The 15755-nt window shown below is 66.9% G+C and carries 12 protein-coding genes and 1 pseudogene; 2 read left to right on the top strand and 11 right to left on the bottom strand.

The window, feature by feature from the left end; genetic code table 11:
* The first annotated feature begins 26 nt into the window (after positions 1-26).
* Entirely contained in the window at positions 27-611 is a 585-nt protein-coding gene (locus AC5P6A_RS10790; protein ID WP_346475039.1) for a DUF4124 domain-containing protein, read from the top strand.
* A gap of 51 nt (positions 612-662) precedes the next feature.
* Here the strand turns inward: AC5P6A_RS10790 and AC5P6A_RS10795 are convergent, their stop codons facing one another.
* The 3 genes from AC5P6A_RS10795 to AC5P6A_RS10805 form a co-directional block, all read right to left on the bottom strand.
* The gene (locus AC5P6A_RS10795; RefSeq protein WP_346714925.1) at positions 663-1619 is read right to left on the bottom strand and encodes a Nudix family hydrolase; all 957 of its coding nucleotides are present in this window, start codon (positions 1617-1619) and stop codon (positions 663-665) included.
* A 102-nt stretch (positions 1620-1721) separates the two neighbouring features.
* The gene (gene secA / locus AC5P6A_RS10800) at positions 1722-4454 is read right to left on the bottom strand and encodes a preprotein translocase subunit SecA (RefSeq protein WP_111108789.1); all 2733 of its coding nucleotides are present in this window, start codon (positions 4452-4454) and stop codon (positions 1722-1724) included.
* A gap of 278 nt (positions 4455-4732) precedes the next feature.
* The gene (locus AC5P6A_RS10805) at positions 4733-5689 is read right to left on the bottom strand and encodes a M23 family metallopeptidase (protein WP_019661077.1); all 957 of its coding nucleotides are present in this window, start codon (positions 5687-5689) and stop codon (positions 4733-4735) included.
* Between the two features lie 12 nt (positions 5690-5701).
* Here AC5P6A_RS10805 and AC5P6A_RS10810 point away from each other — a divergent pair, with 12 nt between their 5' ends.
* The gene (locus tag AC5P6A_RS10810) at positions 5702-6151 is read left to right on the top strand and encodes a DciA family protein (RefSeq protein WP_026347140.1); all 450 of its coding nucleotides are present in this window, start codon (positions 5702-5704) and stop codon (positions 6149-6151) included.
* A 282-nt stretch (positions 6152-6433) separates the two neighbouring features.
* Here AC5P6A_RS10810 and lpxC read toward each other — a convergent pair whose 3' ends face one another.
* The 8 genes and pseudogenes from lpxC to ftsW all read right to left on the bottom strand — a co-directional run bounded on the left by lpxC (position 6434) and on the right by ftsW (position 15754).
* Entirely contained in the window at positions 6434-7345 is a 912-nt protein-coding gene (gene lpxC / locus AC5P6A_RS10815; protein WP_019661076.1) for a UDP-3-O-acyl-N-acetylglucosamine deacetylase, read from the bottom strand.
* A 171-nt stretch (positions 7346-7516) separates the two neighbouring features.
* On the bottom strand, positions 7517-8752 hold the full coding sequence (ftsZ, locus tag AC5P6A_RS10820; RefSeq protein ID WP_058980418.1) for a cell division protein FtsZ: 1236 nt from the start codon (positions 8750-8752) through the stop codon (positions 7517-7519).
* Between the two features lie 177 nt (positions 8753-8929).
* Positions 8930-10165: a cell division protein FtsA gene (gene ftsA / locus AC5P6A_RS10825; RefSeq protein WP_005408083.1), complete on the bottom strand. Its 1236-nt coding sequence runs from the start codon at positions 10163-10165 to the stop codon at positions 8930-8932.
* Between the two features lie 68 nt (positions 10166-10233).
* Positions 10234-10911, bottom strand: a pseudogene (locus AC5P6A_RS10830) (cell division protein FtsQ/DivIB); the annotation flags it as partial.
* Entirely contained in the window at positions 10908-11870 is a 963-nt protein-coding gene (locus tag AC5P6A_RS10835; protein WP_346714926.1) for a D-alanine--D-alanine ligase, read from the bottom strand. The pseudogene AC5P6A_RS10830 and the gene AC5P6A_RS10835, both read right to left, overlap by 4 nt.
* Positions 11867-13303 (bottom strand): UDP-N-acetylmuramate--L-alanine ligase, encoded by a 1437-nt coding sequence (gene murC, locus AC5P6A_RS10840; RefSeq protein WP_346714927.1) that lies wholly within the window; start codon positions 13301-13303, stop codon positions 11867-11869. The genes AC5P6A_RS10835 and murC overlap by 4 nt, the downstream gene beginning before the upstream one ends.
* 40 nt (positions 13304-13343) lie before the next feature.
* A complete protein-coding gene (gene murG, locus AC5P6A_RS10845) occupies positions 13344-14432 on the bottom strand; it encodes an undecaprenyldiphospho-muramoylpentapeptide beta-N-acetylglucosaminyltransferase (RefSeq protein WP_171953433.1) in 1089 nt (362 codons plus the stop codon).
* Positions 14429-15754, bottom strand: a complete 1326-nt coding sequence (ftsW, locus tag AC5P6A_RS10850; RefSeq protein WP_346714928.1) for a putative lipid II flippase FtsW — start codon at positions 15752-15754, stop codon at positions 14429-14431. The genes murG and ftsW overlap by 4 nt, the downstream gene beginning before the upstream one ends.
* Position 15755: the final 1 nt, after the last annotated feature.

Here is a 15755-nt window from a genome sequence, read left to right on the forward strand (position 1 = left end):
AGCGTGATCGGCGCTACCCTGCAGGAATGATACGGCTTTCCTTCCTGCTGTTCCTGCTGCCGCTGTGCGTGCTGCCGAGCGTCGCCCAGGCACAGTCCATGCGCCTGAACCGCTGTACCGATGCGCAGGGCCAAAGCGTGTATACCGACCGACCCTGCGACAGTGTGGGTGCGCGGTCGCGGGTGCCACCGCCTGCGCCCAGCGGCAACATCCTGCAGCGCGATACCCTGGGGGCACGCTGCCCGCGGCGGCTGAGTGAACTGGTGGACGCATTGCGCAACGGCATCGTCAGCAATGATGTGAACCGGCTGTCCTCGCTGTACCTGTGGGGCGCGGTCTCCGATGCGGGCGCGCAGCGAATCCTCGGTCAACTGGAATCGCTGGTGCGGCGGCCGCTGGTGGACGTCGTGCCGGTGTATCCAGGACAGGGCCAGGACGCAGTGACTGACGAGGGCCAGGGCCCTGCTGCGCAGGGATCCGCCCCTGAGCCGACGGCTGTTCGCCATCCGGTCGGCCTGCGCCTGGAGCAGACCCTGCCAGGCAGCGTGGCGCGTGCCTCGACGGTGGTGGGATTACGGCGGCAGTACGGGTGTTTCTGGATCACGTTGTGATTGGGAGGGGTCAGAGCCCTGCTGCGCAGGGATCTGACCCCGCATGCCGGCTCACTCCGGCCACAGCCCGCGAATGGCGGCAATACCTTGCCCGCCATGGCGGCGCGCTTCGGCAATGTGACTGCGGCCCATGCCTCCCAGCGCATAGATGGGCAGTGACACCTGCGCGCGCAGCTCGGCGAAGGCATCCCAACCCAGCGGCACGGCATCTGGATGGCTGGGCGTGGCCTGCACCGGGCCCAGCACAGCGAAGTCGCAGCCCAACTGTTGTGCGGCCTGCAGTTGCTGCAGGTCGTGGCAGGATGCAGCCACCAGCTGGCCTTGGGGTAGCGGGCGCTGCGACAGCTGCAGCAGCTGTTCGCTGCCCAGGTGCACGCCCACGCCCAACGCACGCGCCAGTTCGATATCGCGGTTGAGCAACCATTGCACGCCGCTGCGGCGATGCGCACGCACGACCTGCTCGACCATCGCCTGCCGCTGCGGATGGGCCGTCGGCAACCGCAGTTGGATGCGCTGCTGGCCCGCAGCCACCACGCGCTGCAGCTGTTCGTGCCAATGCTGCATGCCGCCCTCATCATCGGCCGGCGCCGGGGTGATCAGGTAGCTGTCGGGCTGGCGCAGGGCGGCCACCACCGGCAGGTCTGCCGGCGGCATTGAATAGCGGCCCAGCTTGTCCGGCGCCACCCAGGTGATCGCCTGGCCCTCCCGCCCACGCGGTGTCCCCTTCCAGCTGCGCACGTGGCGCACCTCCAGGGTCAGGTGCTTGTCCGGATAGCGCTGCGGCACATCCATCAGCCACTCGCCGACATCGGCCTCGATGCCCAGTTCCTCGCGCAGCTCGCGCACCAGCGCCTGTTCGGAGGTCTCGCCGGATTCGCGTTTGCCGCCGGGAAACTCCCACAGGCCGGCCATGTCGCGGTTCTCGGTACGGCGGTTGAGCAGCACGCGGCCACGGGCGTCGGTGATGACGGCGGCCACGACATGGATCGATCGGGTGGGGGAAGGCATGGGGGGAAGCATGCCCAGAACAGGGCGGCCGGCGCAATCACGGATCCGCTGCAACTCCCCTGCCACAAACGAAAAGCCCCGCTTTCGCGGGGCTCTTCGGCATCAGCTCAGCTGGCCGTGGCAGTGCTTGTACTTCTTGCCACTGCCGCACGGGCACGGATCGTTGCGGCCGATCTTCGGCTCGTCGCGCTGCATCTGCGCCACGCCCTGCTGGGCAGCCTGCACCTGCGCAGCTTCCTCGTCGGCGCTGTAGCCGCCCACGTCCTGGTGCTGGAACTGCGACTGGCTCAGGCGGGCTTCGGCCTGCTGGCGTTCGGCCGCTTCCAGCGCCTGCACTTCCTCGTCGCTGCGGATGCGCACGCGCGACAGCAGGGTCACCACTTCGCGCTTGACGTTTTCCAGCATGTCCGAGAACAGCTCGAAGGCTTCCTTCTTGTATTCCTGCTTCGGCTGCTTCTGCGCGTAACCACGCAGGTAGATGCCCTGGCGCAGGTAATCCATGCGCGCCAGGTGCTCCTTCCAGCTCTGGTCCAGCACGGTCAGCATCACGTGCTTCTCCAGCGCGCGCATGGTCTCTTCGCCCACGCCGGCCTCCTTCTCGGCGAAGTGCTGGTTGACGCGTTCCTGCACCTTGGCGGCAATCGCCTCGGCGTCCAGCTCCTCGTGTTCCTTGACCAGGTCGGTCAGCGACATCTGCAGGCCGAAGTCCGACTCCAGGGTCGCTTCCAGGCCTCGCAGGTCCCACTGCTCGTCGATCGAGTTCGGCGGCACGAAGCGGGCCACCACGTCGAAGATCACGTCGTCGCGGATGCCGTCGACGTTGTCCTTCACCGATTCGGCGTCCAGCAGCTCGTCGCGCTGGGCGTAGATCACCTTGCGCTGGTCGTTGTTGACGTCGTCGAAGTCCAGCAGGTTCTTGCGGATGTCGAAGTTGTGGGCCTCGACCTTGCGCTGCGCCTTCTCGATCTGGCGGCTGACCAGGCGGTCTTCGATGACGTCGTCTTCCTTCATGCCCATCATGCGCATGGCCTTCTGCACCCAGTCGGAGGCGAAGATGCGCATCAGGTTGTCTTCCAGCGACAGGTAGAAGCGGGACGAACCCGGGTCACCCTGGCGGCCCGAACGGCCACGCAACTGGTTGTCGATACGGCGCGACTCATGGCGCTCGGTGCCGACGATGTGCAGGCCGCCCGCCGCCTTCACTGCCTCGTGGCGCTTCTGCCAGTCGGCCTTGACCGCGGCCTTCTGCTCGTCGGTCGCGTCCTCGCCCAGCGCGTGGAGCTCTGCTTCCAGCGAACCGCCCAGCACGATGTCGGTACCACGGCCGGCCATGTTGGTGGCGATGGTCACCGCGCCCGGACGGCCGGCGTTGGCGACGATGGTCGCTTCGCGGTCGTGCTGCTTGGCATTGAGCACTTCATGCTTCACACCGGCCTTGCTCAGGTGCTCGGACAGCATTTCCGAAGTTTCAATCGAGGTGGTACCGACCAGCACCGGCTGGCCGCGCTTGGCGCACTCTTCAATGTCGGCCAGCACCGCATTGAACTTGCCCTTGCGGTTGAGGAACACCTGGTCCGGGCTGTCCTTGCGGATGGTCGGGCGGTTGGTCGGGATCACCACCACTTCCAGGCCGTAGATGCTCTGGAACTCGAAGGCTTCGGTATCGGCCGTGCCGGTCATGCCGGACAGCTTCTTGTACATGCGGAACAGGTTCTGGAAGGTGATGCTCGCCAGCGTCTGGTTCTCGCGCTGGACCGGCACGCCTTCCTTCGCTTCCACCGCCTGGTGCAGGCCATCGGACCAGCGGCGGCCGGCCAGGGTACGCCCGGTGAACTCGTCGACGATGACCACTTCGCCGTCGCGCACGATGTAGTCAACGTCGCGCTGGTAGATCGCGTGAGCGCGCAGGGCGGCGTTGAGATGGTGGACCACGGTCAGGTTCTGCGCCGCGTACAGGCCTTCGGTTTCGCCGTTGAGGATGCCGGCTTCAACCAGCAGCTGCTCGGCGTGCTCCATGCCCGCTTCGGACAGGTGCACCTGCTTGCCCTTCTCATCGACCCAGAAATCACCTTCGCCGTCCTCGCTCTCCTGCTTGACCAGGTGCGGCACGACGCGGTTGACACGGATGTACAGCTCCGGGGAATCGTCGGCCGGACCGGAGATGATCAGCGGGGTACGCGCTTCGTCGATCAGGATGGAGTCGACTTCGTCGACGATGGCGTAGTGCAGGCCGCGCTGGTAGCGGTCGGCCTTGGACAGCGCCATGTTGTCGCGCAGGTAGTCGAAACCGAATTCGTTGTTGGTGCCGTAGGTGATATCCGCAGCGTAGGCTTCGCGCTTGTCGCTGTGCGGCATGCCCGGATACACCACGCCCACGCTCAGGCCCAGCCAGTTGTACAGCTTGCCCATCTGCGCGGCGTCGCGGCGGGCCAGGTAGTCGTTCACGGTGACCACGTGCACGCCCTTGCCTTCCAGCGCGTTGAGGTACACCGGCAGGGTCGCCACCAGGGTCTTGCCTTCACCGGTACGCATTTCTGCGATCTTGCCCAGGTGAAGCACCATGCCGCCGATCAGCTGCACATCGTAATGGCGCATGCCCAGCACGCGGCGGCCGGCTTCGCGGCACACCGCGAACGCTTCCGGCAGCACCTTGTCCAGGGCTTCACCACCGGCAATGCGCTGCTTGAACTCCGGCGTCTTGGCCTGAAGCTGCTCGTCGGAAAGCTTCTCGATCTCCGGCTCCAGCGCATTGATCTTGGCGACGATGCGGTTGAGCTGGCGCAGCTGTCGTTCGTTACGACTGCCAAATACGCGGGTAAGCAGGCTGTTGATCATTGAAGGAACCGGGTTGGATGGACACGACGCCCGGCCTCCCCCTGGGGATCCGTCCGCCGCAAACGAAACAGGGCGCCTGGCGCCCTGTCGATGGCAACACCCATTGTAGCTTGGGACGGGCGGCTGAGGTTTCAACCCCGAGGGGGTAGTGCCGGCCGCTGGCCGGTGATCCGCGATGCTGCCGAAGATCATGAGGTTGCCGGCCAGCGGCCGGCACTACCAGGTCAACCGCATCGGGTCAGAGCCCTCCCGCGGCGCGGAAGGGATCCGACCCGGGATCAGCCGCGGCTGACGCGGCCGACCGGCGTGTTGCCGCCGTCGCCGAGGAATTTGCGCGGGTTGACCACGTTGCCGTTCTCCCACACCTCGAAGTGCACGTGGGCGCCGGTCGAACGACCGGTGGAACCGGCCTTGGCCACTTCCTGGCCGGCACGGACCAGGTCGCCGGCCTTCACCACCAGGCGGGAATTGTGCGCGTAGCGGGTGACGTAGCCATTTCCGTGGTCGACGTCGACCACGTTGCCGTAGCCCCCCTTCACGCCGGCGAAGCTGACCACGCCTTCGGCCACGGCCATCACCGGGTCACCGACCTTGGCGTGGAAGTCCATGCCCTTGTGGGTGGCGGCGCCTCGGCCGAACGGGTCGGCACGGGTGCCGAAGCCGGAGGTCACGTAGCTGTTGCGGATCGGCATGCGCGAAGGCACGGCGTTCTGCTGCAGCTGGTGGTCAAACATCAGCGACTCCATCACCGACAACTGGCGGCCTGAAGCAGCGAAGCGCTGCTCCAGCACCTGTAAGTCGGCGTTGACGTCCTTGACCGGGATGTCGCTGGTCGGACCGCCTGCGTCACCGTCACCGAGACCGGGGGTCTCGTTGAAGTCGAACTCGCCATCCTCCAGCTTGCCCATCTGGGTCAGCCGTTCGCCGAGCGCGTTGAGGCGGGTGGCCTGGGCCTGCAGCTCGCCGAGACGGGCCGCCAGCGCGTTGACCTGGGTCTGCGCATCGCGCTTGACCTTGGCCAGCTCCGCATCCTGGCGCTCGACCTTGGCCTGCAGCCGGGAATCATTCAGCGCGCTGACGCCAATGCCGCCAGCAAGGCCGATAATGCAGCCTACCCCGAGCACGCTGCCCAGCAGGGCGCGGGGGCGGTCCTCGAAATAGAACCGCAAACGCGTGATCGGCGACGATTTGGCCTGTCCTTCACGCGTTTTGATTACGATCTTTTTGAATGCCATCAGTGAGTTTTCATGTCTGAGCCGAAATCCAGCGTTCGCCCCGCGTCGGCACCGAAACCGGCGCTGGATGCGGTAATGGCGGACAAAAGCGGGAACCCGCTGCGGCGTGCCCTGTGGCTCGACGCGCTGGACCGACAGTTGCGCCCCCAGTTGCCGCCACCTCTGCGCAGCCGCTGCCGGCTGGCCAATGTGGACGGGGAACACCTCGTTTTTCTCGTCGAATCCCCGGTCTGGCATGCCAAGTTGCGGCTTGCCGAAGCCCAGTTGCTCGACGCGGCCCGTTCCATCGGGCTGAAGGCCACCAAGGTGACCATCAAGACTGCGTCTCCCACTCCCACGCGCTCCCCAGCGCTCGACAACCGGAATGGACCCCACGCAGTTTCAGCCGCCACGCACAAAGGGCTACGCGACGCCTTGGCTTGCCTGCAGGACGTTCCTTCCAAACCGAAGAAACGGTCATGATGGCAACGGAGCATCCGGCTCCGCTCCCCGTCGCGCGTGTCACCACGGCGTGAAACATTTCGGGGGCCGGGTCGCATCCTAGCGGCCATCCAGGGGCCTGTCGTTAGATTGTTGTTAAAACGGCGTTAAATTCAGGCTTCGGATCCAACAGGTTCACAAAACCGTGACCTCGAACCGGCCTTGATGCCTTTTCAAGCACACTGAATGCGTCGTCTTCGCCGGAAACAACAACGCCGCCTTGGGTGGCGGCGTTTTTATCTTTAAATTCAACGGCCTACGGAATCAGGCATAGGCCGGAGTGGCGTATTCGACCGGACCCGGGGTGGCAGGCGAGTCGAAGCTGACCCATTCCCAGGCAGTGGCGTCGGCCATCAGCGCCCGCACCAGCTTGTTGTTGAGCGCGTGGCCGGATTTGAAGCCCTCGTAAGCGCCCAGCACCTGGCCACCGGCCAGGTAGAGGTCGCCGATCGCATCGAGGATCTTGTGGCGCACGAATTCGTCGGCGTAGCGCAGGCCGTCTTCGTTGAGCACGCGGAACTCGTCCAGCACGATGGCGTTGTCCATCGAACCGCCCAGGCCCAGGTTGCGCTCGCGCATGTATTCCAGGTCGCGCATGAAACCGAAGGTGCGCGCGCGGGAGATTTCCTTGGTGTAGGCCAGCGTCGAGAACTCGATTTCCTGGCGCGACTGCTTGGCCGGGATCATCGGGTGGTCGAACTGGATGGTGAAGCCCAGCTTGTAACCCTCGTACGGGGTGAAGCGGGCCACCTTGTCGCCCTCGGTCACTTCCACGGTCTTCAGCACGCGGATGAAGCGCTTGGGCGCATCCTGTTCCACGATGCCTGCCGACTGCAGCAGGAACACGAACGGGCCGGCCGAACCGTCCATGATCGGCAGCTCGGCCGAGGACAGTTCGACGATGATGTTGTCCACACCCAGGCCAGCCAGCGCCGACATCAGGTGTTCGACGGTCTGGATCTTGGCGTCGTTGCAGGTCAGGCCGGTGCACAGGGTCACTTCGGTGACCAGCTCGGCCTTGGCCGGCACTTCCACCACCGGGTCCAGGTCCACGCGGCGGAACACGATGCCATGGTTGACCGGTGCCGGGCGCAGGGTCATGTAGACCTTGTCGCCGCTGTGCAGGCCAACGCCGGTGGCGCGGATCGTGTTCTTGAGGGTGCGTTGCTGGATCATGGGGGATGGACCGGAAGTGACACATTAGATTAACACGCACGCTCCCCTACCCCGGCTGAAACGCCGGCAGGACGCGCGTGAAGCAGGGCGGCCGGGCCCATCCTGGCCCGGCGCCCGCGTTTTCAGGACATGGTGGCGCTACCCGGGGAGGACAACCCCGGGCCGCCCCGCTCAGTCCGCCTGGCGGCGCAGGAACGCCGGGATGTCCAGGTAGTCGTTCGGCAGTTCCGCCGCAGCCGGGGCCGAGGAGGACGGCGCCGACGGGGCCGAAGCGGCCGCGGTATCGCTGCTGGCGCGACGCAGGCCCAGGCCCATGCCGCCGACGGCCTTGGACACGGCGTCGCCACCGTTGTCGAAGTCGCCGAACTCCGGCTGGCCGGTCGTGGCATTGCGGACCAGCTTGATCGGCGCACGCTCGCCCGGACGCTGGGTCTTGCTGGCCGAAACGCGGTTCAGGCCGGTAGCGACCACGGTCACGCGCACTTCGTCCTGCATGTCCGGATCCAGCACGGTACCGACCACCACGGTGGCGTCTTCGGAAGCGAAGCCATCGATGGTGCGGCCGATCTCGTCGAACTCGGCCATGGTGAAGTCGGCGCCGGCGGTGATGTTGACCAGGATGCCGTTGGCACCGGCCAGGTTCACATCGTCCAGCAGCGGGTTCTGGATGGCGGCTTCGGCGGCGGCCTGGGCGCGGTCATCGCCACGGGCGGTGCCGGTGCCCATCATCGCCAGGCCCATTTCGGACATGACGGTACGCACGTCGGCGAAGTCGACGTTGATCAGGCCCGGACGCACGATCAGGTCGGCGATGCCCTGCACGGCGCCCTGCAGCACGTCGTTGGCGGCGCGGAAGGCCTGGATCATGGTCGCGTTGCGACCCAGCACGGTGATCAGCTTCTCGTTCGGAATGGTGATCAGCGAGTCGCAGTGCTGGCTCAGTTCCTCGATGCCCTTCAGCGCCACCTGCATGCGGCGACGGCCTTCGAACGGGAACGGCTTGGTGACCACGGCCACGGTCAGGATGCCCATTTCCTTGGCCAGCTGTGCCACCACCGGCGCAGCGCCGGTGCCGGTGCCGCCGCCCATGCCGGCGGTGATGAACACCATGTCCGCGCCCTGCAGCGCGTCCATGATGCGCTCACGGTCTTCCAGCGCGGCCTGGCGGCCGACTTCCGGGTTCGCGCCTGCGCCCAGGCCCTTGGTCACGTTGGTACCCAGCTGCAGCTGCAGCTTGGCACCACAATTCTTGATGGCCTGCGAGTCGGTGTTGGCGGTGATGAATTCCACGCCGTCCACCGCCGAGTTGACCATGTGCGCCACGGCATTGCCGCCGCCGCCGCCCACGCCAACCACCTTGATCACCGCATTGGGTGCCATCTTTTCGATCAGTTCAAAATGCGCCATGTCCGTGTCCTCGTTGTATCCGCTTGTCGGTGGCATGGACGGTCGGGCCTCCTGCCTTCGCGTGTCATGTTGCCGTTGCGGCTGTGTGGGTTGTGTATTGCGTTGTTGCGTTGTTGCGTTGTGATGCGGGTACTGCGGGTGTTGCGCCGGGCCGGGCCCGGAGTTGCGGGTTCCGCGTCAGAACTCGCCGCGGAACCAGGTCTTGAGTTTCTTGAACATGCTTCCAGCGCGCCCGGTCGGCAGCGATGGCCGCCGCGGGTGCTCGATCTGGCTGCCCATCAGCAGCAGGCCCACGCCGGTGGCGTGCACCGGGTTGCCGACCACTTCGCCCAGGCCGGTGACGTGCTGCGGGATGCCCACGCGCACCGGCATCTGCAGCATTTCCTCGGCCAGTTCGACCACGCCCTCCATCTTCGAGGCGCCACCGGTCAGCACCATGCCGGCGCGCACCAGTTCCTCGAAGCCGGAGCGGCGCAGTTCGGCCTGCACCATCTCGAAGATCTCCTCGTAGCGGCCCTGCACCGCCTGCGCCAGCGAATGGCGCGGCATGCGGCGCGGTGGACGGTCGCCCACCGACGGCACCTGGATGCTTTCCTCGGCGGTGGCCAGCTGGGCCAGGGCGCAGGCGTAGCGCACCTTGATCTGCTCGGCTTCCGGGGTGGGCGTGCGCAGCATGTGCGCGATATCGTTGGTGACGTGGTCGCCGGCAATCGGCAGCGAGGCCGTGTGGCAGATCGCGCCCTGCACGAACACCGCGATGTCGGTGGTGCCGGCGCCCATGTCGACCAGCACCACGCCCAGCTCGCGTTCGTCAGCGGTCAGCACCGCCACGCTGGAGGCCAGCGAGGACAGCACCAGGTCGTCCACCTGCAGGCCACAGCGCTGCACGCACTTGCTGATGTTGGCCGCGGCCGACTGCGCGCACACCACCAGGTGCGCATGCACCTCCAGGCGCACGCCGGTCATGCCGACCGGGTTGCGGATGCCTTCCTGCGAATCGTCCAGCACGTACTCGCGCGGGATCGCGTGCAGGATCTTCTGGTCGGCCGGAATCGCCACCGCCTTGGCCGCATCGAGCACGCGATCCAGGTCGCCCCAGGTCACTTCCCCGTCACGGATCGGCACGATGCCGGGCGAGTTCTTGCACTGCACGTGGTTGCCGGAGATCGAGGCGTACACCGAGCGGATCTCGCAGCCGGCCATCAGCTCGGCTTCTTCCACCGCGCGCTGGATCGACTGCACGGTCGATTCGATGTCCACCACCACGCCGCGCTTCAACCCGCGCGATTCGTGCGAGCCGATGCCGATCACTTCGATCGGGTTGCCCGGCGAATACTCGCCCACCAGCGCCACCACCTTGGAGGTGCCGATGTCCAGGCCAACGATCAGCGATTTGTCACCCTTGCGATTCATGTCCTTTCCTGCGTCCTGCTGGCTGGGGTCGCCGGCGTTTTCGCCGGCGTGGCCGGGGTACCCCAGCTCAGCGTGAAACCATTGGTGTAGCGGAGGTCGGCGCGCTCGATCGGCGCGTCCTGGCGGTTGAGCTGTGGCAGTACCTTGACGAAGCGCTGCAGGCGCGAGCGCGCATCGTCACGGCCGACCACCACTTCGGTGCCGTTGCTCAGCACCAGCGACCAGCTGCCGCGTGCATCCATCGTTACCCGGCGCACATCGACGCCGGCCGGTGCGAACAATGCACGCGAGTCGCTGTACAGCTTCATCACTTCTTCGGTCTGGCTGTCCGGGCCGTCCAGTTCGGGCAACGCCAGGTCGGCCAGCTTCTTCGGCGTGGGGAACAACTTGCCCTGCTCGGAAACCAGGCGGTCGTTGCCCCAGCGCGCGAACGGCTTGTGCTCGACCAGGGTCACTTCCAGCACGTCCGGCCACTGCTTGCGCACCCGCGCGCTTTCCACCCACGGCAGTTTTTCCAGTGCGTCCTGCGCGTCCTGCAGCTTGACCGCGAAGAAGCCGGCGCGCGCATACGGCAGCAGCACCTGCTGCAGCTGCTCGGCCGGTACCCGCTTGAACTCGCCATGCACGCGCAGCTTCGCCAGCGGCCAGCGCTCGGCGCCGACCCAGCCATTGACCACGGCCACCACCGGCAGTGCAACCACCGACAGCGCCAACAGCCAGACGAAGATGCGCAGCACCGCGTTCATGCGTGCGAGGCCTCCAGGGTCTGTTCCAGCACGCGCCACACCAGCTCTTCGAAGCTGATGCCGGCCTGGCCCGCGGCCTTGGGCACCAGCGAATGGCTGGTCATGCCCGGCGCGGTGTTCACTTCCAGCAGGAAGAGGCGGCCGCTGCTGCGATCGCGCATCACGTCCACGCGACCCCAGCCACGGCAACCGGCGGCACGGAATGCGGCCAGCGCGATGCGCCGGATTTCTTCTTCGTCGTCACCGTCCAGGCCCGGGCACAGATACTGGGTGTCCTCGGCGATGTACTTGGCGTTGTAGTCGTACCACTGGCCCTTGGGCACGATGCGGATCGACGGCAGGGCAACGTCGCCGAGGATGGCCACGGTCAGCTCATCGCCCACCACCATCTGCTCCATCAGCAACTGGCCGTCGTAGCGCGCGGCCAGGGTCACGGCCTCGTCCAGGCCAGCCTCGTCGGTGACCCGGCTGATGCCCACGCTGGAGCCTTCGTTGGCCGGCTTGACCACCACCGGCAGGCCCAGCTCGGCCGCCAGTGCATGCACGTTCGATGCGTCGACCTTGCGGTATTGCGGGGTCGGCAGGCCCAGCGACAACCACACCTGCTTGGTACGGATCTTGTCCATGCTCAGCGCAGAGCCCAGCACGTCCGAGCCGGTGTACGGCACGCCGAAGGCGTCCATCAGGCCCTGCACGATGCCGTCCTCACCACCACCGTTGTGGCCGTGCAGGATGTTGAACACACGGTCGATGCCGCCGGCAGCCAGCGCCTTGGCCAGCGCCGGAATGCCGTCCACCGCGAACGCATCGACACCGCGCGACTGCAGTGCTTCCAGTACGTTGCGGCCGGAATCCAGCGACACCTCGCGTTCGCTGGAAGTGCCACCGAGCAGCACGGCGACGCGACCGAACACAGCCGGGTCGGTCACGCGCAGCGGCGGGAAGGTCAGCGTGCTCACGCCTCGCCCTCCCCCTTGAAGCCTTCCACCGCGATGTGGGTGGCCACGGCGCCGATATCGCCCGCCCCCATCATCAGCAGCAGGTCACCGTCCTGCAGCACGTCCGGCAGCACGCTGGCCAGTTCGGCAGCCTTGCCCACCACCACCGGCTCGCTGCGACCGCGGGCGCGGATGGCGCGGGCCAGCGCATGCGAGTCGGCACCGGCAATCGGTTCCTCGCCGGCCGGGTAGACCTCGCTCAGTACCAGTGCGTCGACGCTGGACAGCACCGCAGCGAACTTGTCGAACTGGTCACGGGTGCGGCTGTAGCGGTGCGGCTGGAAGGCCACCACCAGGCGCTTGTCAGCCCAGCCACCGCGGGCCGCGGCGAACACGGCCTCCAGCTCGCTCGGGTGATGGCCGTAGTCATCGATGATACGGACCTTGGCACCACTGGCGGTGGCCACTTCGCCCAGATCGTTGAAGCGACGGCCGACACCGGCGAAGCTTTCCAACGCACGCGCGATGGCATCCGGCGCCACGCCCAGCTGCCAGCCCACTGCGGCGGCGGCCAGCGCGTTGAGCACGTTGTGCCTGCCCGGCAGCGCCAGCACCACTTCCTGGCTGGTGCCCTGCGGCAGGCGCAGGGTAAAGCGCATGCGCGGCCCTTCCTGCACCACGTTCTCGGCGCGCACGTCGGCCTGCGGGCTCATGCCGTAGCTCATCACGTGACGCGGGGTTTTGGCGGCCAGCGCGGCCACTTCCGGGTCATCGATGCACAGCACGGCCAGGCCGTAGAACGGCAGGCGCTGCAGGAATTCGGCGAACGCCGCCTGCACGCGGGCAAAGTCGTTGCCGTAGTTTTCCAGATGGTCGGCATCAATGTTGGTGATGATCGACATCAGCGGGTTCAGGCGCAGGAAGCTGCCATCGCTTTCGTCGGCCTCGGCCACCAGCCACTGGCCTCCGCCCAGCTTGGCGTTGGCACCGGCCGCCAGCAGCTGGCCACCGATCACGAACGTCGGGTCCAGGCCACCTTCGCTCAGCACCGCCGCAGTCAGGCTGGTGGTGGTGGTCTTGCCGTGGGTACCGGCCACGGCGATGCCGCGGCGGAAGCGCATCAGCTCGGCCAGCATCGCCGCACGCGGCATGATCGGAATGCGCTGGCTGCGCGCTTCCATCAGTTCCGGGTTGTCTTCGCGGATGGCACTGGAGACCACCACGCAGTCGGTGCCCAGTACGTTGGCTGCCGAGTGGCCGCGCATGATGCGCGCACCCAGGCTGGCCAGGCGACGGGTTGCCACGTTGTCGGCATTGTCCGAGCCGGACACCTCATAGCCCAGCGTCAGCATCACTTCGGCGATACCGCTCATGCCGGTGCCGCCGATGCCGACGAAATGCACGCGCGGGAACGCGCGCACCAGGTCGTTGGTGTCGTGCAGGCGACGGATCATGCGCGGCCTCGCGCAGGGCAGGCGCGGTGGCATGCCTTCTTCATACAGCTTCCTCAAGAATGATATCGGCGATGCGCTCGGCGGCATCGACCTTGGCCAGGGCACGCGCGGCTTGCGCCATCTGCATGCGGCGGGCGGGATTTTCGGACAGATCGCGCAGCAGTGCGGCAATGCCGTCGGCCAGCGTTCCGTCCTGCTTCAGCAAAACCGCAGCACCGCGCTCGACCAGATACTCCGCATTGCGGGTCTGGTGATCGTCGACGGCAGCGGGGAATGGCACCAGCACACTGCCGACACCGACCGCGCACAGCTCGGCCAGCGTCGAAGCGCCCGCGCGGCACACCACCAGGTCGGCCCAGGCGAAGGCCTCGGCCATGTCGGCGATGAACGGCGTGATGTCGGCCAGCACGCCGGCCTTTGCATACGCCTCCACCGCTTCGGCGTGCATTTTCTCGCCACTCTGGTGGCACACCTGTACCGGAATGCCGGGGCCGAGTGCGGCGATCGCCTGCGGCACGCCGGTGTTCAGTGCACGCGCGCCCTGGCTGCCGCCAACCACCAGCACGCGCAGCGGTCCGTGGCGGTCGGCGAAGCGCTGTTCCGGCGGTGCGGTGGCGGCGATCTCTGCGCGCACCGGATTGCCGACGAACTCCTCACGCTCGGCGAAGGTACCCGGGAAGCCGGTGAGGAGGCGGCGCGCATAGCGCGACAGGATGCGGTTGGTCATGCCGGGCGCGCGATTCTGTTCGTGCACCAGCAGCGGGAGGCCGTGCAGGCGGGTGGCCATGCCACCGGGGCCGGAGGCAAAGCCACCGAAGGCGACCACCGCACGCGGCTGGCGCTTGCGGATGATCATGCCGGCAGCGCGCAGCGCGCGCATCAGCCGCCACGGCGCGCCCAGCAGGGCCAGCTTGCCCTTGCCGCGCAGGCCGGTGATGGCCAGCGTGTCGATTGGAATGCCGTGCTGCGGCACCAGTCGCGTTTCCATCGCGCCGTCGGCGCCCATCCAGGTCACCGGCACGCCGCGCTCGCGCAGCACGCGGGCCACAGCCAGGCCGGGAAAGATGTGACCGCCGGTGCCACCGGCCAGGATCATCACCGGGCGCGCGCTGTCGGTGGCCGCGCTCATGACAGCCTCCCGAAGGTCGGTTCGATACGCGACTGAAGGCGGCTGGTGCCGCGCGCGGCGTTTGCTGGAGCTGGAGCTGCGGCCGTCGCCCCGGCGCTGACCGGCGCGCTGGCGGCCACCTGCACGGCTGGCTCGCCCACCGGCTCAGCAGCTGCGTCTTCGGCACCACCGATGCGCACGGCCTGGCGGCGCTCGGCACGCTTGAGTTCATAGGACACGCGCAGCAACAGGCCCATCGCAACGCAGGTCATCAGCACCGACGAACCGCCGGAGGAAATCAGCGGCAGAGTCAGTCCCTTGGTCGGCAGGATGCCCAGGTTCACGCCGATCGAGACGAAGGTCTGCATGCTGATCCACAGGCCGATGCCGAAGGCGATGTAGCCAGAGAAGTGGCGCTTCATTTCCACGCAGCGCATGCCCAGCCAGAAGGTCCGGCCGACCAGCAGCGCGTACAGGGCCACGATCACGCAGGTGCCCAGGAAGCCGAATTCCTCGGCGGTGACCGAGAAGATGAAGTCGGTATGCGCTTCGGGCAGGTAGTACAGCTTCTGCACCGAGTTGCCCAGGCCGACGCCGGTCCACTCGCCACGGCCCACCGCCATCAGCGCGTTGGACAGCTGGTAGCCGTCGCCCTGCTGGTCGGCCCACGGGTCCAGGAAGGAGGTGATGCGGCGCATGCGGTACGGCTCGATGATCGCCAGCGCGCTCATGCCGACCAGGCCGATGATCACCGGCATCGACATGCGCGGCATGTTCACCCCGCCCAATACCAGCATGCCGGCGGTGATCGCCAGCAGCAGGGTGGACGAGCCGAAGTCCGGCTGCAGCAGCAACAGCACCACCAGCGCACCGGCCACGCCCAGCGGCTTGAGCATCGCCGGCCAGGTCGCGTTGACCTCGTCGCGGAAGCGCACCAGGTAGCTGGACAGCCAGACGATGTAGAGCACCTTCACCGCCTCGACCGTCTGGAACTTGGAGATGCCCAGGTTGATCCAGCGGCGTGCGCCGTTGACCGTGCTGCCCAGGCCCGGCGCGAACACCGCCAGAAGCAGCACGAAGCAGCCCAGCAGCAGCATCTGGTTGTACTGCTCGATGGACTTCAGCTCGGTACGGGCGGCAAGCACCGCCAGCACGATACCCACCGCCAGGAAGATCAGGTGGCGGTTGAGGTAGTAGAACGGGCTGCTCATCAGCGCGATCGAGCTGGACGCCACCATCACCACGCCAATGCCGGTGAGCGCGATGATCGCGCCCAGCAGCCACTTGTCGTAGCTGCCTTCGATGGCTTCAAGGCGTGTTGCCTGGCGGGACAGGTCGTTCATC

It is taken from the genome of Stenotrophomonas sp. YJH_SMC_20 (genome assembly GCF_059367845.1).